The organism is Candidatus Leptofilum sp., from assembly GCF_965223525.1.
GTDB lineage: Bacteria > Chloroflexota > Anaerolineae > Promineifilales > Promineifilaceae > Leptofilum.
In genome coordinates, this window is sequence record NZ_OZ245005.1 from 285,230 (window position 1) to 310,201 (window position 24,972).

Consider the following 24,972-nt stretch of genomic DNA (forward strand, 5'->3'; position numbering starts at 1 on the left):
CGTCCCGTGACTGGCACTTCAAATAAGACTCAATCACCCAATGAAAATTCTCACCTACAACCTCGAATTCGGCGGACGCAAGCAGCTAGAGAGCATCCACACCGTCCTCGCCCACATCAATGCCGACGTGATCGGGCTAACCGAAGCCGACGATCAGGACATCGTCAAAATATTGGCTGAGCGGCTGGGAAGGCATCATGCCTGGGGACATGGCAGCGGCGAACGCCACATCGCCCTACTCTCCCGCTACCCCATCCAGCAGTGGCAAATTTACAACCAGCCGCCGCTCACCCAAGCTGTGCTGAAGGCAAAATTAGCCCTGCCCAGCGGGCCATTCACCATCTACAACGTCCACTTTTTGCCATTTTTGCTATTACCATTTGAGATTCGCCGCTGGCAGGCGGTGGGGAAGCTGCTGCAAATCATTCGTGCCAAGTCGCCCACGCCCCACCTCATCATTGGCGATCTGAACGCGATTGGGCCAGGCGACCGCGTATTGCAGCACAAAAATCCCGTGCGAATGCGACGGCTCATGCTGCTCCAGTTCCGTCTAATCTTCCGGCTGGCCATCCCTCGGCTGCTGCGTGCAGGCTACACCGATTGCTTCCGCCATCTGCACCCCCACGCCGACGGCTTTACCTGGTGGACCATCAACCCCACCACCCGTTACGACTACATCTTCGCCGACCAGCACATGCTGCCCCACCTACAAAGCTGCCGCGTCGTCGCCGACCACCCCGCCATTCGCCACGCCTCCGACCACTTCCCACTCCTGGCCGAATTCGATTTGTAGCCGAGGTTTCCAAACCTCGCTTTTTCGCGCTAAGAAAGCGCGGCTACTGGGAGGCAATATCCACAAACGCCGTCATGCCCCAGCGCAGGGGAAGATCGGCCGTTTCCAGCAAATCAATCGTCACGGTGTAAACTACATCTCCCCGCGACAAATTTGGGACGAGGGCAACGGCCGTAACAACCCCACCTAATTCCACATCAGGCAGTGCATCCACCCGCACCGTCACGGGCGCGCCTGCGGCTACCAGGGCCACGTCCAGCTCCGTCAAATCAATCGTCTCGATTTGCCACGCGCCAAAATTAGCCAGCGTGACCACCGGAAAGCCCGGAGCCGCTAGTTCGCCTTCATTTAGGGCCACAGAAACCACCGTGCCGTCAAACGCCGCTCGTAAAAAGGTGCGCTCCAAAGCCAGTTCCGCACTTTCTATCGCAGCTTCGGCTAGAGAAACGGCCGTTTCTGCCACAGCCACCGCCGCCACAGCCTGATCAATTCGCACTTCTGCTTGCTGCACACCCACTTGGGCTTGCTCAACCGCCACTTCCGCCAGACGAATCTGTTCTGGCGTAGCCCCAGCCAGCAGCAAATCCAGCTGCGCCTGGGCGATGGCCAAATTCGCCTGCGCCACACCGATTTGGGCATTGGCCGCCTGCTGCTGGGCGGGCGTGGCTCCATTTTGCAACGCTTCGAGTGCCGCCTGTGCCGCCTCCTGGTTCAGGCGAGCAGCGTCAAGCTGCTGCCGCGTCTGCTCTTCGACTGGGCCAAACAGGGGGCAAACTTCCCCTTGCGGCGTGTCGAAACAGCTATCCAGAATTTCCTGGTACGCTTGCTCAAGCTGCTGTACGTCTGCTTGAGCGGCGGCAACGGCCGCTTCGGCCGCCAAAATATCAGAGGCATCTGCAATGTCTAACGCGGCATCCCGACTACCAATCGCTTGGGTAACGGCCGCTTCGGCAGCAGCCACTCGGCTCGCGGCAGCAGCGATTTGCTCTGGCTGGGGCTCAGCTTCTACCAATGCTAAATTTGCTTGCGCGACGTCTAATCGGGCCTGAGTGGTTTGAATGGTCGCTTCTGCCAATGTCTGTTCGTTTTGCGCCGCAGCCAAGCCACTCTGCGCCGTGGCCAGCCGCGCCTGCGCCTGCCGCAATCCAAGCTCAGCCGCTGCCGGGTCTAGCTGTAGCAGCGGATCGCCAGCTTGAACTGCATCCCCTTCGGCTACAAAAACGGCTTCCACGGTGCCACCAATCTGGAAAGCCAAAGCAATCTGCTCCTGCGGGACAACCTGCCCCTCGGCGGAAATGATATTGCTACTGGCTTGGGCTTGAACGGCCGTTCCAGGACTTGCTATCAATAAAATAATGATCCATGTAAGCAAAATTTTGTTACACAGAGTTTCACGGAGGAGACACAGAGAACCACTGAGAACTCTCCGTATAACTCCGTGCATTCTCTGTGTAACTCCGTATTCCTTTTTAAAATCTCTCATCTTTCTCCCCCTCACTGATTCCGCTCAATAGTAACAAAGACCGACATGCCCCACCGCAGCGGCAAATCGCTCTCCGGCAAAGCCAACGTCACCGCATATGTCTGATCGCCACGCACTTCGGCGGCAAGCTCGCTAATTTCTACCACGCGCCCGGTCAGCGGCTGTTCGGCGAAGGCATCCACCTGAATCTGGGCGGCATCATCACGCGCAATTTCCACGACGTCTGCCTCGATCAAATCCGTCGTTTCCACCTGCCAGCCAGACAAATCGGCCACAATTGCCACTGGCTGCCCGGCCGTCACCGTCTCGCCCACGTCCACCAGCACATCGGCAACCGTGCCGCCAAACGGAGCCACTAGGCTGCGTTTTTCCAGGGCTAGCTGGGCAGCATCCACCTGGGTTTGGGCTTCTTGCACGGCCGTTTCTGCCTGAGTAACGGCCGTTTCTGCCAAATCCACCTGCAACGTCACCTCCGCCAATAGCTGCTGCGCTGCCTCGATTTCCGCCTGGGCAACTGCCAATCGCTCAGCCTGCGTACCGGATTGCAATAATGCCAATTCCGCCTCGGCAGCGGCCTGCTCATTTTGAGCCGCCTGTACGCCCCCCGCCGCCGCAGTTTGGGCCGCACCGCTGGCACCCGCTAGTGCCTCATCCAACGCAGCCTGGGCAGATTGCAAATTGGCCAACGCGGCATTAAGTTGTAGCTGCGCCTGTTCACGATCCTCGGAGAGCGCATTTTCGTCCTGCGTCACCGGCTCGTACGCATCACGCGCCGTGATGTAGGCTACTTGGGCAGCAGCCAATGCAGCTTCCGCTGCCCGAATTTGAGCATCGGTGCTGCCTTCCAACGTCACGCTCTGATTCCCCACGGCTAACCCAACATTCGCTTCGGCAGCCCCTACCAACGCTTCATTCAATGCCAACTGAGCTTCCGTGGGATCAGCAGCTAGAAGGGCATGATTGGCTTCGGCTATCGCTACACCAACTTCTGCGGCAGAAACGGCCGTTTCTGCCGCCAACACCCCCGCCTCGGCCATCTGCACATTGGCAATAGCCTGTGCCAAAGCCGCTTCTGTCTGCCGCAACGCAATTTCTTGTTCGGCCGTATCCAGCGTCAGCAACGTCGTGTCTTTCTCAACAAAATCCCCCGGCTGCACAACAACTATTGTAACCAAGCCACTGCCAACAAAGGTTAGATTCGCCTGTGCCAGCGGCACAATCTGCCCCTCGGCGGTGATGGTGGTGGGCGTTTGGGTGGTGGTTGTAGGGACGGCCGTATCCCCCCCATTTTCTGTACCTGGTGCCAAATATTGCAGATAGCCCCAATACCCCAGCCCGCTCAAGACCGCCACAATGCCAATTGAAAGTAATATTCGCTTCGTTGTCATTAAATCGTTCACCTCAACCATTTATTATCCCAACACCTGACCCAAATACAACAAAAACTGCCACCTGAACAATCAGGTGGCAGAAAACAGGAGGTAACAAACATGAAGCAAGCAACTTGCCAATTGTACAAATTTGCTTGCAGAAAAAGTTTAATCAAATGATACGGGCATGGTACGACGGCCGTAATCGTCGGCGTAGCTGCTGAGAACACGCATGTAGTTGGCCCGTTCAAAAGCGGCCGGTTCAGCACAGTTAATCTGGCTCAAGCTGCCACGCAGTTGGTCTAACGATTCGTACTCGTTTTCTTCCAGCCATTGCACGATGCCTTCACGCAAAACTTGTAAACGGCCCACACCGTTCCGCAACAGTTCAGATGCAATCATCGTTACTGATGCACCAGCAGCGAGACCTTTCAGCACGTCCGTCACGTTGTGTACACCGGACGTGAGGGCAATGTCGGCTTGGATACGGCCGTATAAAATAGCAGTCCAGCGCAATGGTAAACGCAGTTCAGTTGAGTTGCTCAAAACCAAATTCGGCACAACTGCCAAATTCTCCAAATCCAGGTCTGGCTGGTAAAACCGATTGAACAACACCAAACCATCCGCGCCACCTTCAACTAGCCGTTTGGCCATGTTGCCCATCGCGCTAAAGTAAGGACTCAACTTCATAGCCACAGGAATTGAAACCGCCTCTTTCACATGTGCCAATGCTTCCAAATACATCGCTTCCACTTCAGCGCTGGATTCATCCAGACTCGTTGGTAAGTAATAAATATTCAGCTCCAGTGCGTCAGCACCTGCTTGCTCAATGTCCCGCGCATACCGAATCCACCAACCATCAGATACGCCGTTCAGGCTGGCAATGATTGGAATATTCAAAGCATCTTTAGCACGCCGAATATGGTTCAGATACACGTCCGGGCCATGCTTAAACTCAGGGGCTTCGGGGAAATAGTTCAACGCCTCGGCAAAACTTTCTGTCCCTTGCAGCAAATGCTCATTCAGCGTGTGCGTTTCATGAAGAATTTGCTCTTCAAAAAGTGAATACAGCACAACCGCACTCGCGCCAGCATCTTCCATTTGCCGCAAACCATCCAGCGTACGAGACAAAGGAGAGGACGACGGCACCAACGGGTTTTTCAGTTCTAAACCCAAATATTTTGTCTTTAAATTCATTTTATCCTCCAATCAGGATACCCCTCCCTAGCCTTCCCCTTGCGAGGGAGAGGGCTGGGGTGAGGGTGGTTTCTGATATTAGCCAGATTTGCCGTTGATGCCAGCCAACCGTTTGTACGTTTCCCAAGTGTCAGCTACATCTTGCTTTGCAAGTTCAAGCAATCGTTCTGCCGCTTGCGGGTTGCTTTGTTGCAAAATGCGGTAGCGTCCTTCGCGGTAAATGTAGCTTTCTAGCGACTGTTTTGGTGGCCGACTGTCTAAAGTAAATGGATTCTTTTCGGAACTAGCCATATCCGGGTTAAAGCGATAGAGTGGCCAATGCCCGCTGCCAACGGCCGCTGCTTGCTGCTCTAAGCCAAACTTCAGGTCGTAGCCATGTGCAATGCAGTGGCTGTAAGCAATAATCAGTGAAGGGCCATCGTACGCTTCTGCTTCTTGGAAAGCACGCACCGTTTGGGCATCCTTCGCGCCAAACGCCACCCGCGCCACGTAAATGTTGCCATAGCTAATGGCCAGCAGCCCCAAATCCTTCTTGGGCATTGGTTTACCAGCCGCCGCAAATTTGGCAACTGCGCCACGCGGCGTTGCTTTAGACATCTGACCACCGGTGTTGGAATAAACTTCCGTATCCAAAACCAGCACGTTTACGTTACGACCCGAGGCCAACACGTGGTCTAAGCCACCAAAGCCAATGTCATAAGCCCAACCATCACCACCAACAATCCAAACACTCTTCTTCACAAGAATGTCCGCCATGCTGAGCAGGTTTGCCAAGCGACCCTGGAAGTTGCCGACGCCAGATTCTTTGCCAGAAAGCAAATCCTTGATGCGCTCCTTTAGCTCTTCTACACGGCCGCGTTGGGCTTCAATGTCTGCATCGGTCATTTGGTCAGCGAAGAGAATGCTGTCTACCAAAACCGAACCCAGTACATCTCGCATCTCGCGTAAGGTGTGGGTCGCTGCCTCTAGCCGCTGGTCCAGCGCCACGCGCATCCCCATGCCAAATTCGGCATTGTCTTCAAACAGGGAGTTGGACCAAGCTGGGCCACGGCCGTTTTCATCTTGAGACCACGGTGTTGTGGGCAAGTTCCCGCCGTAAATGGAGGAACATCCCGTCGCGTTGGCAATAACAGCTCGGTCGCCAAAGAGGCGGCTAAGCAAACCAAGATAGGGTGTCTCCCCACAGCCAGCGCAGGCACCAGAGAACTCGAACAGCGGGTCAAGTAGCTGGTTGTATTTCACCTGATTCAGCGGGATGCTGGTGCGATCCACCTTTGGCAAGTTGAGGAAGTAATCCCAATTTTCGCGCTCTGCTTCGCGCAGCGGTGCTTGGGGTGCCATGTTAATCGCTTTGAATTTTGGCTGACGCTTGTTTTTAACAGGGCAAACTTCAACGCAAAGAGTACAGCCGGTGCAATCTTCTGGTGCTACCTGTAGCGTAAAGGCTTGGCCTTTGAACTCTTTGTAGCGAGCGTCAGTAGATTTGAAGGTAGCCGGTGCGTTTTCTAGTTCTGCTTTGTCGTAAACCTTCATCCGAATGACGGAGTGTGGACAAACAAAGGCACATTTACCACATTGGATACAAATATCCGGGTCCCACACGGGAATTTCTGTCGCAATATTCCGCTTTTCCCATTTAGTGGTGCCAGTGGGGTATGTGCCATCAATTGGCAATGCGCTCACGGGCAGTTCATCCCCCAACCCTTCGATAATGCGAGCGGTGACGGATTGAATAAACTCTGGCGCGTGATCTGGCACGATAGACGGCCGTTCAAAATCACTTGTCACGCTACCTGGCACCGTAACCTCGTGCAGGTGTGCCAGAGCAGCATCCACAGCTGCATAATTTTGGTTTACCACCGCTTCGCCGCGCTTGCCGTAAGTTTTCTTAATGGCAGTTTTAATCGCTGCAATGGCCTCATCTGTCGGTAACACGCCACTAAGGGCAAAGAAACAAGTCTGCATGATGGTGTTGATGCGGCGACCCATCTTGGTTTCTTTGGCCACCTGGTAGCCATCCACCACGTAAAATTTCAGATTCTTGTCAATAACCGCTTGCTGCGTGCTGCGCGGCATCTTGTCCCAAACTTCCTCTGGGCCGTAGGGGCTGTTGAGCAGGAAGGTTGCGCCCGGTGCCGCCAGGCGAAGCACATCGTACCGTTCTAGAAAGGTAAATTGATGCACCCCCACAAAACTGGCAGTTTCGATGAGGTACGGTGCGTGAATTGGCTGCTTGCCAAACCGCAAATGCGAAACCGTGACTGAGCCTGCTTTTTTGGAATCGTAAACAAAGTAGGCTTGAGCATGGTTCGGAGTATCTTCACCAATAATTTTGATGGAATTTTTGTTTGCGCCGACGGTACCGTCGGAACCAAGACCGTAGAACACAGCGCGAACCACATCATCTGGCTCAATGTTGAACGTTTTGTCCCACGTCAGGCTAGTGTTAGTCACATCGTCATTGATGCCGACGGTGAAATGATTCTTGGGATTTGGCTTAGCCAATTCATCGAAGACTGACTTGACCATGCCGGGTGTAAACTCTTTGGAGGAAAGTCCATAACGGCCACCAACGATGCGTGGCATTGTTTCAAATGGTGCTTTGCCTTCGGCCACAGCCTCAACGACGGCAGACATCACATCGAGATAGAGCGGTTCACCAGATGCGCCGGGCTCCTTGGTGCGATCCAAGCCAGCAATTGCTTTTACGGTTGGTGGCAGCACATTCACAAAGGCGTCAATTGAAAATGGCCGGTACAGTCGAATTTTGACAACACCCACTTTTTCACCTTGACCAGCGAGGAATTTAGCGGTGGATTCGGCCGTTTCGGCACCAGACCCCATCAACACAATCACACGCTCGGCATCTGGGGCACCAACGTACTCAAACAGTTTGTATTGGCGGCCCGTCAGCTTTGCAAATTTGTCCATTGCAGATTGCACAATATTCGGGCAAGCGTCATAAAAAGGATTCACGCTTTCCCGCGCCTGGAAGAATACATCCGGGTTTTGGGCTGTTCCGCGAAGGACGGGATGATCCGGTGTCAGGCCACGCGCACGATGCGCGCGAACCAGATCGTCGTTAATCATGGCGCGTAAAACATCGTCGCCTAATGGCTCAATTTTGCTAATTTCGTGTGAGGTGCGGAAGCCGTCAAAAAAGTGCAGGAATGGCACCCGTGCTTCTAAAGTCGCCGCCGAAGAAATCAAGGCAAAATCAGTTACTTCTTGTACAGAGTTGGCAGAAAGCAAAGCAAACCCCGTGTTTCGTGCCGCCATCACGTCAGAGTGGTCGCCAAAGATTGAGAGAGCCTGAGCTGCAACGGAACGGGCGGCAATGTGGAACACCGTCGAGGTCAGCTCCCCAGCAATTTTGTACATATTGGGGATCATCAGCAGCAGGCCCTGGGAGGCAGTAAAGGTTGTGGTTAGTGCCCCGGCCTGCAGTGAGCCATGTACAGCACCAGCCGCCCCACCCTCGGCCTGCATTTCTACAACCAGCGGCGTGGAGCCCCAGATGTTGGGCTTCCCTTCCGCTGACCATTGGTCAGCCCATTCACCCATTGGTGACGAGGGGGTGATGGGGTAAATGGCAATGACTTCGTTAATTTTGTGGGCGACTCTGGCAGCCGCCTCATTGCCATCAATGGTTATCATCTGTTTGGTCATGTTGGTTCTCCTTCGTTCTTGGTAAAACGGAAGTGATTGTGCGGTTTGGGGCAATCATCAGTGGGAAAACAAAAATCTATTAGTGCGATTACTGTTCAAAGTATCCTGAAAACGGCCGTCCCCCTGTAGTGACAAACTACCTTTATGGGAATGCAGAATGTCATTAAGGAAAAAATAAAGGAGTGGCTCATAAAAAGCCACTCCTCTAATTAACATAAGTAAACCTTATCTCTTCCTAAATTCAGCTTGCTTTATTTGTCTGCCAAAGCAGCATGGGCAGCAGCCAACCGAGCAATCGGTACACGGAATGGCGAACAGGAAACGTAGTTCAGGTTCAGATTGTGACAGATCGCAATGCTCTTGGGGTCACCACCGTGTTCACCGCAGATGCCTACTTCTAGATCTTTGCGGGCGGAACGGCCGTCTGCCACCGCAATCTCCATTAACCGACCCACACCATTCGGGTCAATCGAGGCAAATGGATTGTCTGCCAAAATACCTTTTTGCTGGTACTCCATCAAAAATCCAGATTCCGCATCATCACGAGAAATACCAAACGTCGTTTGCGTCAAATCGTTGGTGCCAAAAGAAAAGAACTGCGCTACTTCGGCAATTTCGCCAGCGGTTAAAGCTGCCCGTGGAATCTCAATCATCGTGCCAAACTTGTAAGTCACTTCGATGCCTTGTTCTTCCATCACAGCTTTTGCTTCAGCTTCAAGCGCCGCTTGCTGGGTTTTCAGCTCGTTCACATGAGAAATCAACGGAATCATCACCTCAGGATGCACGTCTACCCCTTCCTTGGAACATTTACATGCCGCTTCAAAGATAGCCCGTACCTGCATCTTGGTCAGTTCTGGGATGAGGATGCCCAAGCGAACGCCACGCGTACCGAGCATCGGGTTCATCTCGCGCAAAGCCTCAACACGTTCCAGGTAATCTTGCTTAACGCGAATTTCTGCTAAAGCCGCATCAATTTCGCTCAGCGTGTGGTAATGCTGCGTCCGCACTTTCAGGTCGGCCAAATCTTGTACTAACTCTTCAAATGAGGGTAGGAACTCATGCAATGGCGGGTCAATCAGACGAATGATAACCGGCAATCCGTCCATTGCCCGGAACAAACCTTCAAAATCGCCCCGTTGCAATGGTAATAGCTGATCCAAAGCTTCTTTGCGATCGACAGCATGTTTAGACATGATCATCTTCTGCACAATGGGCATACGCTCAGCTTCAAAGAACATATGCTCTGTGCGGCAGAGGCCAATGCCCTGTGCGCCATATTCACGAGCACGTTCAGCGTCACGGGGGTAGTCGGCATTTGCCCATACACCCAGCTCACGAATTTCATCTGCCCAGCCCAGCAATTTAAGCAGGTAAGGGTTCTTAAAGTCAGGAACCACGGTGGGTAGTTGGCCGAGGTAAACAATACCCTGTGTACCGTCTAGGGAGAGCCACTCACCTTCGTAAATCTCTAAATCTTCACCAACCGTCATCTTACGGCCGATTAAGTCCAGTTCCAACTCGCTTACACCAACTACGGCTGGTTTACCAAATTGACGGGCAACCAACGCTGCATGACTGGTACGGCCGCCTTTGCTAGTTAGAATACCCTCGGCAGCCAACATGCCATGAACATCATCTGGTTTGGTTTCTGGCCGCACCATAATGACCTTTTTACCTTCTTCTTTGGCCCATTTTTCGGCCGTGTCAGCATCAAATGCCACTATACCAACGGCCGCACCTGGGGAAACGTTCAGCCCGGTAGCAATTTGCGTGGCTTCTTTAACCGCTTCACCATCCAACTGTGGATGCAAGAAGAAATCAACCTGCTCTGGCTTCACGCGGCGCACGGCTTCTTCTTTGCTGATGAGCCCTTCTTCAACTTGGTCTACTGCAATGCGAACTTCTGCTTGTGCCGTGCGCTTGCCGTCGCGTGTTTGCAAAATCCACAGCTTACCGCGATCAATGGTAAATTCCATATCCTGCATGTTACGGTAATGCTTTTCCAGCTTTTGAGCAATTTCTTCAAACTGGGCGTAAATGTTCGGCATTTCTTTTTGGAGATCGCTGATAGGCTGGGTGATGCGAATACCGGCTACCACGTCTTCACCTTGGGCATTCATCAAAAAGTCGCCTTCAAGCTCTTTTTCGCCTGTGGAGGCGTTACGAGACATGGCTACACCGGTACCAGCATCGTCAGAGATATTGCCGTAGACCATTGTTTGGATGTTTACGGCCGTTCCCAAATCATGTGGAATACCAGCAGCATCGCGGTAAGCAAAGGCACGTTTACCATTCCATGACTTAAAAACAGCCTCCGTGGCTCGCTTCATCTGCTCAAGCGGGTCTTGAGGGAAATCTTCGTTGGTGTACGTCTTGTAAATTTGCTTGAATTGTTCCGTGATGACTTTCCAATCGTCAGCACTCATTTCCGTGTCGCTCTTCACGCCGGCCGCCTTGCGCTGCGCTTCAATCACAGCCTCAAACACCTCGTCCGGCACGCCCATCACCACGCCGCCAAACATCTGGATAACACGACGATAAATATCGTAAACAAACTTGGGGCCAGTGCGCTTAATCATTTCCTCGGCAACAGCATCATTCATGCCAATATTCAATACGGTGTCCATCATGCCGGGCATCGAAAATTTAGCCCCAGAACGGCAAGACACGAGCAGCGGCTTCTGTAAATCGCCAATCTTTTTGCCCATTGCCTTTTCAACGTCTTTGATAGCTTCCAACACCTGTTCCCACATGCCATCTGGGAACTGTTCGCCAGCCTCAAGATACGCATTGCACGCTTCGGTAGAAACGGTGAGCCCTGGCGGTACCGGTACGCCCAAGCGCGTCATATCGGCCAGGTTTGCACCTTTACCGCCTAATAAGCTACGTACACCTTCCCACGAGCCGCCCATTTTTTCTTGAGCCTGATCAACCTCATTAAAAAGATACACATATTTTTGGTTTGATTCTGTCTTCAGCTCTTTTTCTGAAGCCATTGCAATAGTCATGAGTCTATTCCTCCCGATGGAATAATTTCTTGGTTTCGTATTCTGTGCTTTGCTTAACGTGCGAAAGGGGGAGATTGAGTGGTGGGATGGTGTGCCTGTTTTACTCCCCCAGAAAATTGGGTTAACACAACCTTGTCCATTGTAGGGAGCAGAACCATTACCAGACAGTGACAAAGTACATTGTCACCAATGACAAACATCACCGTTTGCATTGCGCTTTTTTTCGCAAGAACAGCAGAAGGGATTCGCCCGCATTTTCAGTTGTTTTTCATCAGGGCTGGTCTAAAATTGAGGCAATATTCAAAGAAGAGAAACTTCAAGGAGGTTAAGCAAGATGGATCCAATTGGCCGGATTTTTTTAATTGTCATCCTGCTACTGGTAGTGGCAGCAGTTATCATCCCCCAACTGCAAAATCGAGGGGAGTAGCTAAGTGTGCAAGTAGCAAGTATGCAAGTGCAGTACTTTTACTTGCATACTCGCAGACTTGCCTACTTGTAAACTTTATTCGGTTGGCTTGAACTGGGTTTCGTACAGATTTGTGTACAGGCCACCCCGTGCCAGTAATTCTTCATGAGTGCCTTGCTCAACAAGTTGGCCTTTTTCCATCACCAAAATTTTATCGGCAGCCAAAACGGTTGAGAGTCTGTGAGCAATTACCAAGCTGCTGCGTCCCTGCATCACTTTGCCTAACGCTTCTTGAATCAACGCTTCGGACAGTGAATCCAGGTGGGAGGTAGCTTCATCTAGCACCAGGATGCGTGGATCTTTTAGCACCACGCGGGCAATGGCAATGCGCTGGCGTTCACCACCGCTTAAGCGATAGCCTCGTTCACCCACAACGGTATCGTAGCCATCGGGCAAATCGGCGATAAAGTCGTGGATGTTGGCGGCTTTGGCAGCAGCAATCATTTGCTCATCAGTGGCGTCGGGGCGGGCGTAAAGCAAATTAGCGCGAATGGTGTCATAAAAGAGGTAGGTTTCTTGCGTGACCATGCCAATGTTGTGGGCCAGGCTGTTGAGGGTAACATCGCGCAGGTCGTAGTTATCAATGGTGATACGGCCGTTCGTCGGATCATACAATCTTGGAATCAAGTAAGTAATCGTCGTCTTGCCTGCACCGCTAGGGCCAACCAGGGCAACCAGTTTGCCTGGCTCAATGTTGAAGTTAACGTCTTGCAAGGCCCAGCGTTGTTCAAGCTCTGGGCTGCTTCCATTTTCGCTGGCATCTCCGTTTTGTTTGGCCTTGCCCCGCTTGAGGTGGGCTGCGCCGCCACCACGCCAGCTAAATCGGGCAATTTCCTGTAAGCCACCTGGGTTCTCATCATTCGTGTAGGTGAATGAGACGTCTTGGAATTGGATACGGCCGTCTACCTGCGCTAACTTCTTTGCCTCTGGCCTCTCTGCAATTTCCACAGGAATGTCCAACGCTTCAAATACGCGCTCGAAGCTGACCATGCTTTGGGCAAACTCCACCGGGGCGTTGGTTAACGCCATGAGCGGCCCGTAAAGCTGAGACAGGTAACTACCGAAGGCCACGATCGTTCCGATAGTAAACGCATCTTCCAACACCAGATAGCCACCCACCCAGTAAACAACGGCCGTACCCACCGCCCCAATAATGCTCAACATCATAAAAAACCAGCGACCAATCACCGCCGAACGCACCCCAATGTCTCGCACATCGGCCGCATCGTCGGCAAATCGCTTCATCTCACGATCTTCGCGGCCAAACAGCTTCACTAGCAACGCCCCGCTAACGTTGAGCGTCTCGTTCATCGTCGCATTCATCTCCGCGCTAATTTCCAGCGATTTGCGCCGCAAATCGCGCAAAGTGCGCCCCACGCGCCGTGCAGGCAGCACAAACAGCGGCAAGATGGCCAGCCCCAGCAGCGTCAGTCGCCACTCCAACGTGAGCAAAATTGCCAACGTACCTACCAGCGAGATAATGTTGGAAATAATCGTCACAATCGTGTCGCTAATCGCCCGCTGTGCGCCGATGACATCGTTGTTCAGCCGGGACATCAGCTCACCAGTACGGGATTGGGTGAAAAAGCGGAGCGACATGCGCTGCATATGTTCATACAATGCACGGCGCAAATCGTAAATGACACCCTCGCCAATTTGGGAGTTGAGACTGCGCTGAAAAACGCCAATGCCGCCGTTGACGATGGGAATAGCAACCATGCCCGCCGCCAGCAGCGTCAGCAGCCGAAAATCTTCGTTGGGGATGGCGTTATCAATTAACGAACGCACCAAGAGCGGTGACACCAAGGTTAGCCCGGTGATAAGCAAAATTGTTATCAGTAAAAAGATAATTTTTAGGCGATATGGTTGGGCAAATTCCCATACCCGCAAGAGCAAATCGCGCGTAATGGCTGGACGCTCCTGCTTTTCGTCGTGGGAGATGTATGCCCACCAACCGCCACCGTGAAAACCCATAAATTCCTCCGAGAAAGAAATCCACAGATTACGCAGATTGTCACAGAATTTTGCCCAAATCTTTAGCTTTTTTCTCTAAACTCTCTGTGTGCTCTGTGGCTAATATTTTGATGAAGTTCAAGTATGGCGCAGAACGGCCGTTTTGGGTACTGGTCAATCGGGCAGGAACCACCTGGCAAGGTTGGCAGCCTGTCGTTGCGGAAAAACTTCATAAGCGTTGCCGTTTGATGGAAGCAACAAAGTGGCTAAAAAAATGAGATGCCTCAAGAGCAGGCGCTCATGAGGCATCTCTCGGGGGGGAGCCAAGCACAGTGTAACAAATTCCAAATGTAACGCAACAATGTGAATTTTGTTACAGATTCAACTTGTTTGCTTACAACATTTTTGCCAGCCTTGCGTAAAGTTTTTCAAGATTTGATATTTTGATGCACAAACGGAGTGTGTGATGAGCAAAGCAAATGTAGAAAAATTATTGGCAGATGAATTTGTGTGCAGCCATTGCAAAAGTAGCGGCGCCCATGTAGAAAAATTATCAATGGCAGGCACTGGCATCTCGCGCTTTTTAGAAATTCAGCCTTACCGCTACGCTTTCGTTTCCTGCCACAACTGCGGCTTTACAGAAGTGTTCAATCTGAAAATGCTTGAGGGCAAAGATGATTTAGGCACCTTCCTGGACATTTTGTTTGCCAACTAAAGCATCTTTTGCACGCGATCAAAAAGAGGACACTGGCCGGTGTCCTCTTTTATTTTGAGTTTGGGTTTGCGCTAAACGGAATACTCTACGGCCGTATCTTCCTCATACTCATTAGCCAACCGATGATAAGCAAACACGCCCTGGACACCGCGAAAGAAAAAGTACGCAAAAACGGCCGCAATCGGTATCCCTAAAAACACACCGTAAAAAATCCAAACATAGATTTTGCCAACAACATAATAAACAAACAGCGTCACGGCACTGGCGCGGTGTTTTTTGTACACACCATATGTCAGGGCCAACATCAAAACAATGTCTACCCAGTTCCACCAATCTACCTGCAACAACGAGCCGCCGCTAGCATACACTAACGTCAGCATAACAGTTACCAAGATTGAAACCAATGACATTTTCCAGGCAATTCGGATGGATGTATTTGCTTGCTCAAGATTCACGGGCGTGCCTCCTTCTCATTTTTTGCTTTCAAGCACCAAGTATGGCTAGCCTTACTATTTGTCGTAGTGACAAATTTCATTTCGAAAACATGCCGATTGTCATATATTGTGGAGTCAGTTGGGTAACAATCGCTCATTCAACTGCCTCTGGAATGAGTTTTTCCCAATCGCTGCGCTCTGGGAACAGATGCCAAATGTTGTTATCTAACGCCTTCAGGTAAATGTGGTTGTATTTGAAGTAAGAGGTCCGCTGCACGGCCGTATCCCCCCCAACCTCAAACGCCAAAGCCCAACCCAATCGCTCTCGCACCTGGGGCTGCTCACGCCACACTAGGCCAAAGCCCCGCTGCGGCTGGTAAAAACCAGGCGGCGGCACAATGAACGGATCATCAATCGGATCGCCATCTTGCCAAGTATCTTCATATGCGTTCCAGCCATCCGTGTACATAGTGTCGTCAAACAGCACGTAAATGCGATCTTCCTCAGCAACCCAAATCATCACCCCATGCTCAAACTGCTGCTCTGCCGAAGCAGAAAGAAGCACAGCATCTTGCGCGCAAACATCTGGCGCTGGCGTAAAGAACCAGGCAAATGGACAAGTGAGCGGCACAGTGAGCGAAGCAGACATATATGGAAAATCATCACTACTGGCATACAAGGCGAATGATTCACTATTTCGGCTGCCGCTGCTAATGGTGTAGGTCATGCTGCCGGTTGGTTCTACGAACCAAAACGTGCCCAAAACGCCACCAAACAGATGGTACAAAGTGACAGTTGTCGCATTGCTGGTTTTCCAACTGAGCGTGATCGTGTCGCCGGGGTCAGCAATGGGAACCGTGGCGGTGAAGCTGAGAATTTGTGGGGGCTGGGACGGTTTGGCAACCAATGGCAAGTAGAGATGAGTGTCTTCTTGAGACACGGCCGTTTCTGCCAGGGGCAACGCTGCCTTTGCCCAAAAAATGCTGCTTAAAACGGCCGTTGCCAACACAAAAGTGACCAGTAAAATACCAATACGCTTCATCATGAGAGGCCTCCTGCACTGTTGCACACAACATCTACACCCTTATCATAATCAAAAGTGCGGCGAAACAATAGTGACAAACCTCAACTTTCTCGCTTTTACAGAGCGAAATACGAAAGGGAATTTGACAGGAAATCTGCCTATAATCCCGCTGGCTGACAAACAACCAGCCACCTTCACAGCAAACAACCCACATTTCCAAAAATAAATTCCATCCTAGAAGAGAGAACAAACATGGCGAAAAAAACCAGCGGTACGTACGTTATTGGCCACATAAACCCAGATACAGATTCAATTGCAGCCGCGATGGGCTACGCCTGGCTGCTGCAAAACCAAGCTGGCGAAGAGATCATTCCAGCCCGCGCAGGCCACCTAAACCCACAAACCGCTTGGGTGCTAGAGCGGCTCAATCTAGAGCCACCCATCCTGTTGCCCGATGCTTCTCCTCGTTTTGAAAACGTAGCGCATCGCTTCAACACCACCACCCCAGACCGCCCCTTGCGGGATGTGTGGGCCATTGCCAACCGCACAGGCGGCATCGCCCCGGTGGTAAATGAGGATGGCACGCCTTACGGCTTGGTGACGGTTCTCAGCCTGTTCCGCTTTTTGAAGGAGTCTGTAGGGGCGCACCCCCGGCGGGAAGAGATGCGTATTGCCGAAATTATGGAACGGCCGTGTTCCGAAGCGTGCGATACTAACGTTCCCAGATTTGTCGCCAACACGCGCATTAGAGACGTATTGCCTCGCATTTTGCATGAAGAGCGCAGCGAGTTCTGGGTGGTAGATGAAGGTGGCCATTACCAGGGCATTTGCCGCCAACGGGATGCGCTAAATCCCCCACGCTATCGGCTCATTCTTGTTGATCACAATGAATATGGTCAGGCGCTTGGCGCGCTAGACGAAGCCGATCTCATTGAAGTGCTAGACCACCACCGACTGGACAACGCCCCTACCCGCACGCCCATCCGCTTTACCATTGATGTGGTGGGCAGTACCTGCACGTTGGTCAGCGAGCGGATCAATGAGGCTGGCCTAAGTGCGCCCCCGGCACTGGCCGGGCTGCTGCTGGCAGGTATCATCTCCGACACGCTCATTCTCAACTCTCCCACCACCACCGATCGGGATCGTGAGGCAACTGAGCGGCTGCTGCGCTGGGCAAAAGTAGGCAATTCACCACTCGCTGACGAGACGGTGCAATCGTTTGGTGAACAGGTGCTGCAAGCTGGTGCAGGGCTGGCCTCGCGCACACCGGAAGAAGTTGTGAATGCCGACTTCAAACAATACGAGGCGGCTGGCCTCAAGTTTGGCATTTCGCAGGTTGAGGTAACAAACCGAAGCCAGCTCTCTGAATATACAGATGCGCTGAGCAATGCTCTTATGAATCAGCGAGACAGCAACAGCCTGGACTTTGCCATGCTCATGGTGACAGACGTGGTACGACGAGGCAGTCGCCTACTCATCACCGATGACATTCCAGCCCTGGAAGGGTTGCCATACCCTCGGCGTGAAGATGGCACGCTGAATGCAAACGGGGTAGTCTCCCGCAAGATGCAGCTATTGCCAACAATTCTGGGTGCGCTGGAAGGATAGCTCCCCTTCCAAATGTTTGATACCATCTTCTCATGAGCAATACGGGGACAATGTCCAAAACGATCCACCTCACTGAGTACCAAACGCTTTCTTTACCGGAGCACGCGCTGCCCGCCTGGGTTGGTACGCAACTGTGGCGTATGTTGGATCAAGCTGGTAAGAAACTGCTCGTCGCCTTTCCTTCTCCCAAAACAGATGGCGAATGGCAACTGACGGCCCAGGGCTGGGTGGGGCAAATTCAGATTCCGCACCAACTTACGCTACGCATTGTGCCTAAAGTGCCTATGGCCCGTATTTTTCACCTGTGGGATGCAGCTTACGACTTGCGCCTGGCAGAACTGAGTGATGGGGTAACGGCCGTTTCTACCATTTCCGAATTTTTTAGCCTGCTCGCCCACATTTTGGCCCAGCGTGTTATTCGGCGCGGGCGGCAAGGCTTCCAGAAAGCGTATTTGCAAAAAACCGATCCCTTGCCCTACGTCCGCGGCAAGCTGCTGCCACCACAAACGTCCGCCACCCACCCTACCGCACAGCTCACCTGCCGCTACGATGCCCACACCGCCGACATCCCCGACAACCAAATTGTGGCCTACACCCTGCACCAGATTGCTCGCAGCGGTCAATGCAGCCCGGCGGCACAAACGGCCGTTCGCCAAGCGTACCATCTGCTGCAACCGTTGGTCACGGTACGGCCGTTCCTGCCCAGCGACTGCCAAAACCGCAGCTACGGCCGTCTCAACCAGGATTACGCCACTCTGCATGCCCTCTGCCGCTTCTTTTTGGAACATACCGGCCCGCATTTAGCCACAGGGGAACATTTGCTCATGCCTTTTCTGCTCAACATGGCACAGCTATATGAGCGCAGCATTGCCAACTGGCTGCAAGCCAATCTACCTCGACCCTACCACATCAAAGCCCAAGAAAACACGACTATTGGCCCCAACGACGAACTGCGCTTTCAAATTGACCTGATGCTGTATGATAAAAACGGCCGTCCGCTGGCCGTACTGGACACCAAATACAAAACGCCAGACAAACCCAGCCAGGCAGACATCAGCCAGGTGATCACCTACGCCAAAGCCAAAGGGTGCCACCACGCGCTGCTCATTTATCCGCAGCCACTGCCCCAACCGCTCCACGTCAGCGTGGGAGATTTGCAGCTGCACACGCTTTCTTTCAGTCTGGATGAACCGCTTGACGTAGCTGGTCGGCGCTTTTTGCAGCAACTTCAGGCTCGCCTACATCTTTAAGCTTGGCCTTAAGTGGCAGAAGGTATAAAGGGAACGGTCGTCTCACAACCTTCCCATTTTCCATCCCACCCACCTGTGTTACGATTGCTCTGTGTCTAAACAAAAACTGAGAAGGAATATTGCATGAAAGGTATCTTCAAAAAATTATTTGGTAGCAGCAAACCCGTCGTCACTGTGGTTAGCGGACTGCCCCGCTCTGGCACCTCTATGATGATGAAAATGTTGGAAGCTGGCGGCATTCCCCCAGTTACCGACAAAATTCGCACCGCCGATGATGACAACCCCAAAGGGTATTACGAATTTGAGCGCGTTAAGCAGATGGACAAAGGCGACACCGCCTGGATGGAAGATGCCCAGGGCAAATCAGTAAAAGTCATTTCGCAGCTTCTCCGGTACATGCCAGATGAGTACGAATACAAAGTCATCTTCATGCGGCGCAACATGTCAGAAATTTTAGCCTCACAAAAGAAAATGCTCATCAACCGTGGCGAAGACCCAGAACAAGCAACCGATGAAGAAATCTCAGCCCTGTTTGAAAAGCATCTCAACAGCGTGATGGATTGGATGGCTGCACGACCCAACGTTTCCGTCATCTACATTCATTACAGCGACATGCTGGCAAACCCTGCCCCCCAAGTGGCCCAAATCAACGAATTTTTGGGCGGCAACATGAACATTCAGGCCATGAGCGAAGTAGTAGACCCTAACTTATACCGCAACCGCAAAAATCGGCTACAAAAAGAAAAACCAGCCTCTAGCTAACGAAAAACGGCCGTCTGGCGAGACGGCCGTTCTTCTCCACAACCCACTCTGGAAGATTCCCTTCACGGATTTACTTTAAACCTGGGTCCCTTGTGCTCGGCCGTCACATTTTTGTCTGCCACTGTCAGCGTAACCTGGCTTCGCAGCTCATAATGCCCCACACTTGGCATTGCAAATTGGTGTTCGCCAGTCCCAGTAAAAAGTTGCGGCTTTATCTGCTCTGTGGTTGAGGCAATGGTTATTGCCTCTTCGCTGGCCAAATCTACCGCCCGAATTTCAAATTTAAGCGGAAGGCTTTCATCCTCTTCACACTCGGTTCCTGTTAGCTGAAAACGAACCTTGGCTATCAGTTGCTTGTCATTTTGTTTCGGGTCAGGCTCCGCCAGGTCAACATCAGCCTCAATAATATTCAGCTTGATTTCTTTGAGAGCTTTTGCTGGAGGCGTTTCGGCTTTGGGCGGGGAATGCTCTTGAGCTATGGTTGGCAACCGTTGGGCTATACCAGGCAGGTTGGCCTGGTATAGAATCCAATTTACCCAGACGGCCGTATCCTCAATACCTCGGTAATCAAGCGGATCATCATTGTAACCCTGTTCATGAACAATATAGGTGCGCCAGATTTTTTGACCATCTTTGTCTAGTTTGAATTCAAAAACAAGATCGAAGTGGGCGTGTTCTTGCCATTCTTCCTTGGTTGGGTTGGGCACGGCTGTTTCCGCCTTAGGCTGCCTTGGCTTATCCTCCACCTGCTGCACAAGCTGTCTGGCCTGATGTACCCAATTTCCTTTCTCGCCTTTCTCATTCTCAATTCTCTCCAGCGGAATTGATGCCACCCCCTTCTCTAACAAAAAATTGTGCAGATCGGTAGGGGCTTTGAACCTGGCTAAGTCTGCAAAGCGGTAAATTCCGGCTTCATTTAGACCTTTTTCACTTTGTTTTCCCAGCCCTTCAATAACCGATAAATCATCGTGCCGGGTGTTGGGCTTTACGGCCGTATTTTTATTTTCTCCTTTCATTTTTGACTCTCCTCGTGTCATAGATGACGAAACGGGCATCTTGCCCTAGGTGACATTTCTGACCTGTCGCAACAGTTTTACACGCCTCAAAGCGTGCTTGTCTTTGGGGTCTACAGCCACAGTCGCCCCTAAACCGTCAAAGCGGTACGGTTTTCGCGTCTTTGGCCCCATGACCGTCAATCTTTTACTGCCCAAATATTGAAAATAGACCGTGGCACTCCCTTTTTTATGGGCTGGCAAAGCGACGGTTGCCTTGCCACCAGGTTTAGAAGCTCGCCGAACCTGACTGGCTTGGCGTATTTTCTTTCTTTTTCTCTTCTTACCGCAACACATTTTGTCCTCTCATTCCTCAATAAAAAAAGCTGGCTCGTCATCATACCCATTGGCAGTAGCACGCTCTAGCAAGATAGCCCCCGCAGACAAAGCAGGCCAAAGCAAGAGTCGTTCATCCAGTTTTTGCCCCAGGTAAATGGCAAAGGGAGCCGCAATCCATATACTTAAACAGTAAAAGCAGTCAAGAACCTGTCCCCAAAACCCCTCACCAGCTCCGTGATGCAACTTAACCACCACTTCTCCAGGGCCATCTTCTGCGTGAAGTAAGTGCGTAATGCGCCAAACGGACAAGGTTCCTACTAGCAGCCTAAAAAATTGCATCGCAACACCTTTATTCAGGGCAAGTTTAAGTTCAAGGCATCTAATATCGGTCGCATATCTATTGCCAGTGCCCGATCTGGGCGATTGCTGCCGGCAAAATGCAAGCCAACGGCGCGCATTGTCTCTTCATGCAGCCAAAAAGAGCCGGAATCGCCGCCCGCGCTTACATCATCCTCACCGGGTCTGGGTACAATCGTTATCACCTGGCGAATGAGCCTTTTCACGCCGCTGTATGATAGTTTGATCGTTCCTTCGATACCTGTCACCAAGCCATAGGTGACGCCGGTTTTTCTGCCTGATTTGGCCACTTCCATGCCCAACTGTGCCCAACCAGCACCCGTTACCGCCCCCAGCCCAAGCTGCTCATTGATCAGTTGACGACTTCCCGTGAGTTTAGCAACGGCCGCATCCAGATTAACATCCATCCCATGTCGGGATAAGGTAGCTACCGTGTCCGCAGCCCTGCCACCATCCCCGCGACCGGGCTGATAAACAGGCCACCCTTCCCTGGCATACCAGCGACCAGCCAACACATGCCAATTGCTCAGGATCATTGGCTCGCCACTTTCACGGTCAGTCACCTGACCACCTAGCGTGCCAAAGCCCCGCAAGCGGGCATTGGCAATACTAATCCCGCCCGGCATGGGCGCATGACGCCGCGCCCGTAAATTCGCCTTTTTCCGCCGCGAACGAGACCACCAACCACCCCACCAGCCAGGATGAAAGGCATATTTCCCTTTAGGAACATCAACGGGAATTCCCGCAATCGCGGGTGGTATTTCGCCACGCGTTTGCCCAGCCGCCTCTGCTATTTGGAGCGAGGAGCCAGGGGCAAACTTTTTTATGACATGAACACGAATACATTCTTCATTTTCTACTAACTGGCCATCTCTTTCGCGCAGCCCATAATCTATAAGCATCACATTGGGATCGTACAACCAACCACGTGCGGCCTCCGCCAATGCTGTTCGGATATTTATCCACTTTTTCTGCGACATGTTACTCATGCGTCTCTCCCCAATAATTTAGTTGGCAGCCACCTGATGGGCGGCTGCCAACAAATGAAGTCTCATCCGATTGGTTATTGAATCAAGATGAAGCTAACTATGGAATAGGCGGTAACTCACCCTCTTCACACGCTTCTGTGCATTCACAGTTGGTGTCATCCTCATTGTTGTACACCAGATAGCGAATTGGGTGGTCAAACGTAAAGGCCGGTTCTGACGGGAAGAAGGCATCGAAGTCTAGCATTGGCACCCATCTTACAAAGGCAGCATAGCCGGGAACAGCTTCGCCATCACAGTTGCAAACACGGGCACAAATATTGGTTTCTAAAATACAAGCAGCTTCGGAGGGCACAAATTCCCAAACATGCACATAGAATGAGCCAACACCAGGCCAGACCAGTGCCGGAGAACCGGGCTCAAAGCAACAGTGATAGTTCATGTCTGGAACTGGCTCCATCGTTTGCTTGTTGGCGGTAAAGTAACTGAGTTGAATCTGACCCGCCAATCCGCTTAAATTGGTATCCATAAATGGATTGAGCCAAACAACGGTGGCAATGTAGGCAGTATCATTTAACTCAATGATCCGGCCCGGTTCCAACCCTGGGTCTTGATAGGGGCCAACAGCAAAGACTTCCCAAGCACTTGGATCGGGTGCTTCAGCCAGTTCAGTAGCTGCCTGCTCAACCATGGCCGTCAGCTCGGCCTCTACCCGTGCTTTCAGCTTTTGGGCATCAGTCACTTTCTGACCTCTACTAAATTCTTTATCCTTATCCTCTGTCATGATATTTTCTCCTTACAAACTAACGAAACAAACTTGATAAGTAAAAGCGGCCGTACTCTACTAAGCCCCGCTCAATTTTGACTCAGTTCAGGCTCAATTTTGTCGCTCAATTAAATTGATTTTGGTAAAGATGGGGCTTTTTATTGGATTGTTAGCTCATGGAAAAGAGCGTTTGTCTCTTCAGAAGGAGAAATATCAAGTTCGGCCTGCAATATTTCATGGCAGTTATGATATTGGCGGATAGCTGAATGACGTTGATTTTGGGCTAAATAGCAGCGCATGAGCAAACGGTGAGCACCTTCATAGCAGTTATCTTGGGCAAGTATCTTCCGACATATGGCAATAGCCGCAGCATATTCATTTTGTTGGAAATAATGCTCACTCAATCGATCGGCAATATCAAGGTAATCGCGTCGAAGCTGTTCTCGCATTGGTTGCGTCCAATCTTCATAAATATCTTCGGGTAAGAATTCGCCCTGGTAAAGTCCCTCCGCAATGCCGTATTCGGCCATAGCTTGCCGCGTGGCGTTGTTGCGCTCTAACTGCCGCCCAGTACGGACATACCGCTGGAATTCCTCGTAATCTAGCCACACGGCAACATCCGGGTCGAAACTATAACAAGCGTTCTCAAATCGTATGGCGCGGATATTTGAGTCATCTATTTTAAGTGTTTTACGTAAAGTATAAATGGCCTGATGAAGATTTCGGCGGGCTGCATCCCGCTCAATTTCCGGCCACATTAGCTCCATTAAAACATCTTTGGGCACCGATTTTCCGCGTCGGGTAACTAGATATTTGAATATTAGCTGGCCTTTCAGGCCACGCCAGTGATCGATTATGTTGGCATTGTAATAAACGCGAAAAGCTCCCAAGCAGTAGATAATTAAATTTGGCTCACTTATTTTTTGTGCAGACGTTTGCTGCTGAATCTGCCCACTGTTTTGGTCAGAGCCATCTCGTGGTTTTTGTTGAGGCGGGTCAGTTGTGCTCTGAGCTTCTGGCTGAGTTAGGGGGGCGATTACTGGCTCTTCAGGAGGGCAAACGGCCGTCTCCACCACGTCCGGTTTTTCTCCACGGAAAAATGTGCTAACGCGCTGCCAAATCGTGGGTGCTGCGCTGTCTGAAAAAGTAGAAGCAGAGACGGGTTCAGGATGGGGATCGGGTAAGATTGTGGGAATAGTGTTGGGGGGAGAAACGGCCGTCTCCAGCGGCGTCCACAAAACAGAAATCAGGTTCTTTAGCTCTAAATTCAGATTTGCCTGACGGGCTTTAGATTGATGATGGGCTCGCTCATGAAAAGCCACTTCTTGTTGCAGATGCCTACAGCTTGCACAAACTTGAATCGCCGCCAGCAACAGCGCAACTTGACTCAAATCGTTGGCGGCAACTGCCTGCTGCCGAGCTATCTCCAACTGAACCGCCAGTTGTTCATACTGTTTATTTACCAGCAAAGCATACAATGAATGACGCTGCTCTTCAGGTCTGTCTACTGCTACCCTCTTTGCAGGACTCATCGCATCTTACCCAACTGCACGGATGCCAACTCACTATTGTGAGTTTCAAAATATGGCACAAAATGTAGAAATCTTCACAATTTACAAGCTAAATTCTGTTGGGGAGATCAGTGTAGTGGCTCGCGTATACCAATCAAAATTACACTATTCATCATAGCATAAAACAAGGGGGAAAAGATAGTTTTTTCGCCCTCCCTCACAGAAATAAACGAACCAATTATCTTGTTTTCCATCGTGGCAATCGGCCACTATTTATTTCAGCTCTGGG

At 51.5% G+C, this 24,972-nt stretch carries 19 protein-coding genes; 6 read left to right on the forward strand and 13 right to left on the reverse strand.

Annotated elements, in window-relative coordinates; all coding sequences use genetic code 11:
• The first annotated feature begins 40 nt into the window (after positions 1–40).
• A complete protein-coding gene (locus tag ACOQPM_RS18365) occupies positions 41–793 on the forward strand; it encodes an endonuclease/exonuclease/phosphatase family protein (protein ID WP_420631714.1) in 753 nt (250 codons plus the stop codon).
• A 43-nt stretch (positions 794–836) separates the two neighbouring features.
• On the opposite strand, the gene ACOQPM_RS18370 is transcribed toward ACOQPM_RS18365, so the two are convergent.
• The 6 genes from ACOQPM_RS18370 to ACOQPM_RS18395 form a co-directional block, all read right to left on the reverse strand.
• Positions 837–2,141, reverse strand: a complete 1,305-nt coding sequence (locus tag ACOQPM_RS18370; protein ID WP_420631715.1) for an HlyD family secretion protein — start codon at positions 2,139–2,141, stop codon at positions 837–839.
• Between the two features lie 146 nt (positions 2,142–2,287).
• Positions 2,288–3,664: an HlyD family secretion protein gene (locus ACOQPM_RS18375; protein WP_420631716.1), complete on the reverse strand. Its 1,377-nt coding sequence runs from the start codon at positions 3,662–3,664 to the stop codon at positions 2,288–2,290.
• A gap of 150 nt (positions 3,665–3,814) precedes the next feature.
• Positions 3,815–4,843: a dihydroorotate dehydrogenase-like protein gene (locus ACOQPM_RS18380; protein ID WP_420631717.1), complete on the reverse strand. Its 1,029-nt coding sequence runs from the start codon at positions 4,841–4,843 to the stop codon at positions 3,815–3,817.
• Positions 4,844–4,921: 78 nt separating this feature from the next.
• On the reverse strand, positions 4,922–8,512 hold the full coding sequence (nifJ, locus tag ACOQPM_RS18385) for a pyruvate:ferredoxin (flavodoxin) oxidoreductase (RefSeq protein WP_420631718.1): 3,591 nt from the start codon (positions 8,510–8,512) through the stop codon (positions 4,922–4,924).
• Positions 8,513–8,763: 251 nt separating this feature from the next.
• Positions 8,764–11,520 carry a pyruvate, phosphate dikinase gene (gene ppdK / locus ACOQPM_RS18390; protein ID WP_420631719.1) on the reverse strand — a complete coding sequence of 919 codons (2,757 nt, stop codon included), beginning with the start codon at positions 11,518–11,520 and terminating at the stop codon, positions 8,764–8,766.
• Positions 11,521–12,022: 502 nt separating this feature from the next.
• Positions 12,023–13,960, reverse strand: a complete 1,938-nt coding sequence (locus ACOQPM_RS18395; RefSeq protein WP_420631720.1) for an ABC transporter ATP-binding protein — start codon at positions 13,958–13,960, stop codon at positions 12,023–12,025.
• 110 nt (positions 13,961–14,070) lie between these two features.
• Here ACOQPM_RS18395 and ACOQPM_RS18400 point away from each other — a divergent pair, with 110 nt between their 5' ends.
• Positions 14,071–14,217, forward strand: coding sequence for a hypothetical protein (locus ACOQPM_RS18400; protein WP_420631721.1), 147 nt, complete (start codon positions 14,071–14,073; stop codon positions 14,215–14,217).
• Positions 14,218–14,405: 188 nt separating this feature from the next.
• Positions 14,406–14,654, forward strand: coding sequence for a zinc ribbon domain-containing protein (locus ACOQPM_RS18405; protein WP_420631722.1), 249 nt, complete (start codon positions 14,406–14,408; stop codon positions 14,652–14,654).
• Positions 14,655–14,725: 71 nt separating this feature from the next.
• On the opposite strand, the gene ACOQPM_RS18410 is transcribed toward ACOQPM_RS18405, so the two are convergent.
• Both ACOQPM_RS18410 and ACOQPM_RS18415 read right to left on the reverse strand, forming a co-directional pair.
• Positions 14,726–15,034, reverse strand: coding sequence for a hypothetical protein (locus ACOQPM_RS18410; RefSeq protein ID WP_420631723.1), 309 nt, complete (start codon positions 15,032–15,034; stop codon positions 14,726–14,728).
• Positions 15,035–15,242: 208 nt separating this feature from the next.
• On the reverse strand, positions 15,243–16,133 hold the full coding sequence (locus ACOQPM_RS18415) for a hypothetical protein (RefSeq protein WP_420631724.1): 891 nt from the start codon (positions 16,131–16,133) through the stop codon (positions 15,243–15,245).
• A 231-nt stretch (positions 16,134–16,364) separates the two neighbouring features.
• Between ACOQPM_RS18415 and ACOQPM_RS18420 the strand changes: the two genes are divergently transcribed.
• From ACOQPM_RS18420 to ACOQPM_RS18430, 3 genes are all read left to right on the forward strand, one after another.
• Complete coding sequence (locus ACOQPM_RS18420) at positions 16,365–17,720, forward strand: DHHA2 domain-containing protein (RefSeq protein ID WP_420631725.1); 1,356 nt, start codon at positions 16,365–16,367, stop codon at positions 17,718–17,720.
• 50 nt (positions 17,721–17,770) lie between these two features.
• Positions 17,771–18,970 (forward strand): McrC family protein, encoded by a 1,200-nt coding sequence (locus tag ACOQPM_RS18425; RefSeq protein ID WP_420631726.1) that lies wholly within the window; start codon positions 17,771–17,773, stop codon positions 18,968–18,970.
• Between the two features lie 123 nt (positions 18,971–19,093).
• A complete protein-coding gene (locus tag ACOQPM_RS18430; RefSeq protein WP_420631727.1) occupies positions 19,094–19,732 on the forward strand; it encodes a sulfotransferase in 639 nt (212 codons plus the stop codon).
• A 62-nt stretch (positions 19,733–19,794) separates the two neighbouring features.
• Here the strand turns inward: ACOQPM_RS18430 and ACOQPM_RS18435 are convergent, their stop codons facing one another.
• The 5 genes from ACOQPM_RS18435 to ACOQPM_RS18455 all read right to left on the reverse strand — a co-directional run bounded on the left by ACOQPM_RS18435 (position 19,795) and on the right by ACOQPM_RS18455 (position 24,704).
• Positions 19,795–20,748, reverse strand: coding sequence for a hypothetical protein (locus ACOQPM_RS18435; protein WP_420631728.1), 954 nt, complete (start codon positions 20,746–20,748; stop codon positions 19,795–19,797).
• A 342-nt stretch (positions 20,749–21,090) separates the two neighbouring features.
• A complete protein-coding gene (locus tag ACOQPM_RS18440; RefSeq protein WP_420631729.1) occupies positions 21,091–21,402 on the reverse strand; it encodes a DUF1360 domain-containing protein in 312 nt (103 codons plus the stop codon).
• Between the two features lie 14 nt (positions 21,403–21,416).
• Positions 21,417–22,409: a hypothetical protein gene (locus ACOQPM_RS18445; RefSeq protein WP_420631730.1), complete on the reverse strand. Its 993-nt coding sequence runs from the start codon at positions 22,407–22,409 to the stop codon at positions 21,417–21,419.
• Between the two features lie 97 nt (positions 22,410–22,506).
• Positions 22,507–23,190, reverse strand: a complete 684-nt coding sequence (locus ACOQPM_RS18450; protein ID WP_420631731.1) for a hypothetical protein — start codon at positions 23,188–23,190, stop codon at positions 22,507–22,509.
• Between the two features lie 140 nt (positions 23,191–23,330).
• Positions 23,331–24,704 carry an AfsR/SARP family transcriptional regulator gene (locus tag ACOQPM_RS18455; RefSeq protein WP_420631732.1) on the reverse strand — a complete coding sequence of 458 codons (1,374 nt, stop codon included), beginning with the start codon at positions 24,702–24,704 and terminating at the stop codon, positions 23,331–23,333.
• Positions 24,705–24,972: the final 268 nt, after the last annotated feature.

What these genes read in the sequence shown, in the direction of transcription:
- ACOQPM_RS18400 (WP_420631721.1), top strand. Translation starts at nt 14,071, where the DNA reads ATGAAGTTCAAGTATGGCGCAGAACGGCCGTTTTGGGTACTGGTCAAT.
- ACOQPM_RS18450 (WP_420631731.1), bottom strand. Translation starts at nt 23,190, where the DNA reads ATGACAGAGGATAAGGATAAAGAATTTAGTAGAGGTCAGAAAGTGACT.
- ACOQPM_RS18425 (WP_420631726.1), top strand. Translation starts at nt 17,771, where the DNA reads ATGTCCAAAACGATCCACCTCACTGAGTACCAAACGCTTTCTTTACCG.
- ACOQPM_RS18430 (WP_420631727.1), top strand. Translation starts at nt 19,094, where the DNA reads ATGAAAGGTATCTTCAAAAAATTATTTGGTAGCAGCAAACCCGTCGTC.
- ACOQPM_RS18375 (WP_420631716.1), bottom strand. Translation starts at nt 3,664, where the DNA reads ATGACAACGAAGCGAATATTACTTTCAATTGGCATTGTGGCGGTCTTG.
- ACOQPM_RS18365 (WP_420631714.1), top strand. Translation starts at nt 41, where the DNA reads ATGAAAATTCTCACCTACAACCTCGAATTCGGCGGACGCAAGCAGCTA.
- ACOQPM_RS18415 (WP_420631724.1), bottom strand. Translation starts at nt 16,133, where the DNA reads ATGATGAAGCGTATTGGTATTTTACTGGTCACTTTTGTGTTGGCAACG.
- ACOQPM_RS18445 (WP_420631730.1), bottom strand. Translation starts at nt 22,409, where the DNA reads ATGAGTAACATGTCGCAGAAAAAGTGGATAAATATCCGAACAGCATTG.
- nifJ (WP_420631718.1), bottom strand. Translation starts at nt 8,512, where the DNA reads ATGACCAAACAGATGATAACCATTGATGGCAATGAGGCGGCTGCCAGA.
- ACOQPM_RS18435 (WP_420631728.1), bottom strand. Translation starts at nt 20,748, where the DNA reads ATGAAAGGAGAAAATAAAAATACGGCCGTAAAGCCCAACACCCGGCAC.
- ACOQPM_RS18380 (WP_420631717.1), bottom strand. Translation starts at nt 4,843, where the DNA reads ATGAATTTAAAGACAAAATATTTGGGTTTAGAACTGAAAAACCCGTTG.
- ACOQPM_RS18410 (WP_420631723.1), bottom strand. Translation starts at nt 15,034, where the DNA reads ATGCTGACGTTAGTGTATGCTAGCGGCGGCTCGTTGTTGCAGGTAGAT.
- ACOQPM_RS18420 (WP_420631725.1), top strand. Translation starts at nt 16,365, where the DNA reads ATGGCGAAAAAAACCAGCGGTACGTACGTTATTGGCCACATAAACCCA.
- ACOQPM_RS18405 (WP_420631722.1), top strand. Translation starts at nt 14,406, where the DNA reads ATGAGCAAAGCAAATGTAGAAAAATTATTGGCAGATGAATTTGTGTGC.
- ACOQPM_RS18395 (WP_420631720.1), bottom strand. Translation starts at nt 13,960, where the DNA reads ATGGGTTTTCACGGTGGCGGTTGGTGGGCATACATCTCCCACGACGAA.
- ACOQPM_RS18455 (WP_420631732.1), bottom strand. Translation starts at nt 24,704, where the DNA reads ATGAGTCCTGCAAAGAGGGTAGCAGTAGACAGACCTGAAGAGCAGCGT.
- ACOQPM_RS18440 (WP_420631729.1), bottom strand. Translation starts at nt 21,402, where the DNA reads ATGCAATTTTTTAGGCTGCTAGTAGGAACCTTGTCCGTTTGGCGCATT.
- ppdK (WP_420631719.1), bottom strand. Translation starts at nt 11,520, where the DNA reads ATGACTATTGCAATGGCTTCAGAAAAAGAGCTGAAGACAGAATCAAAC.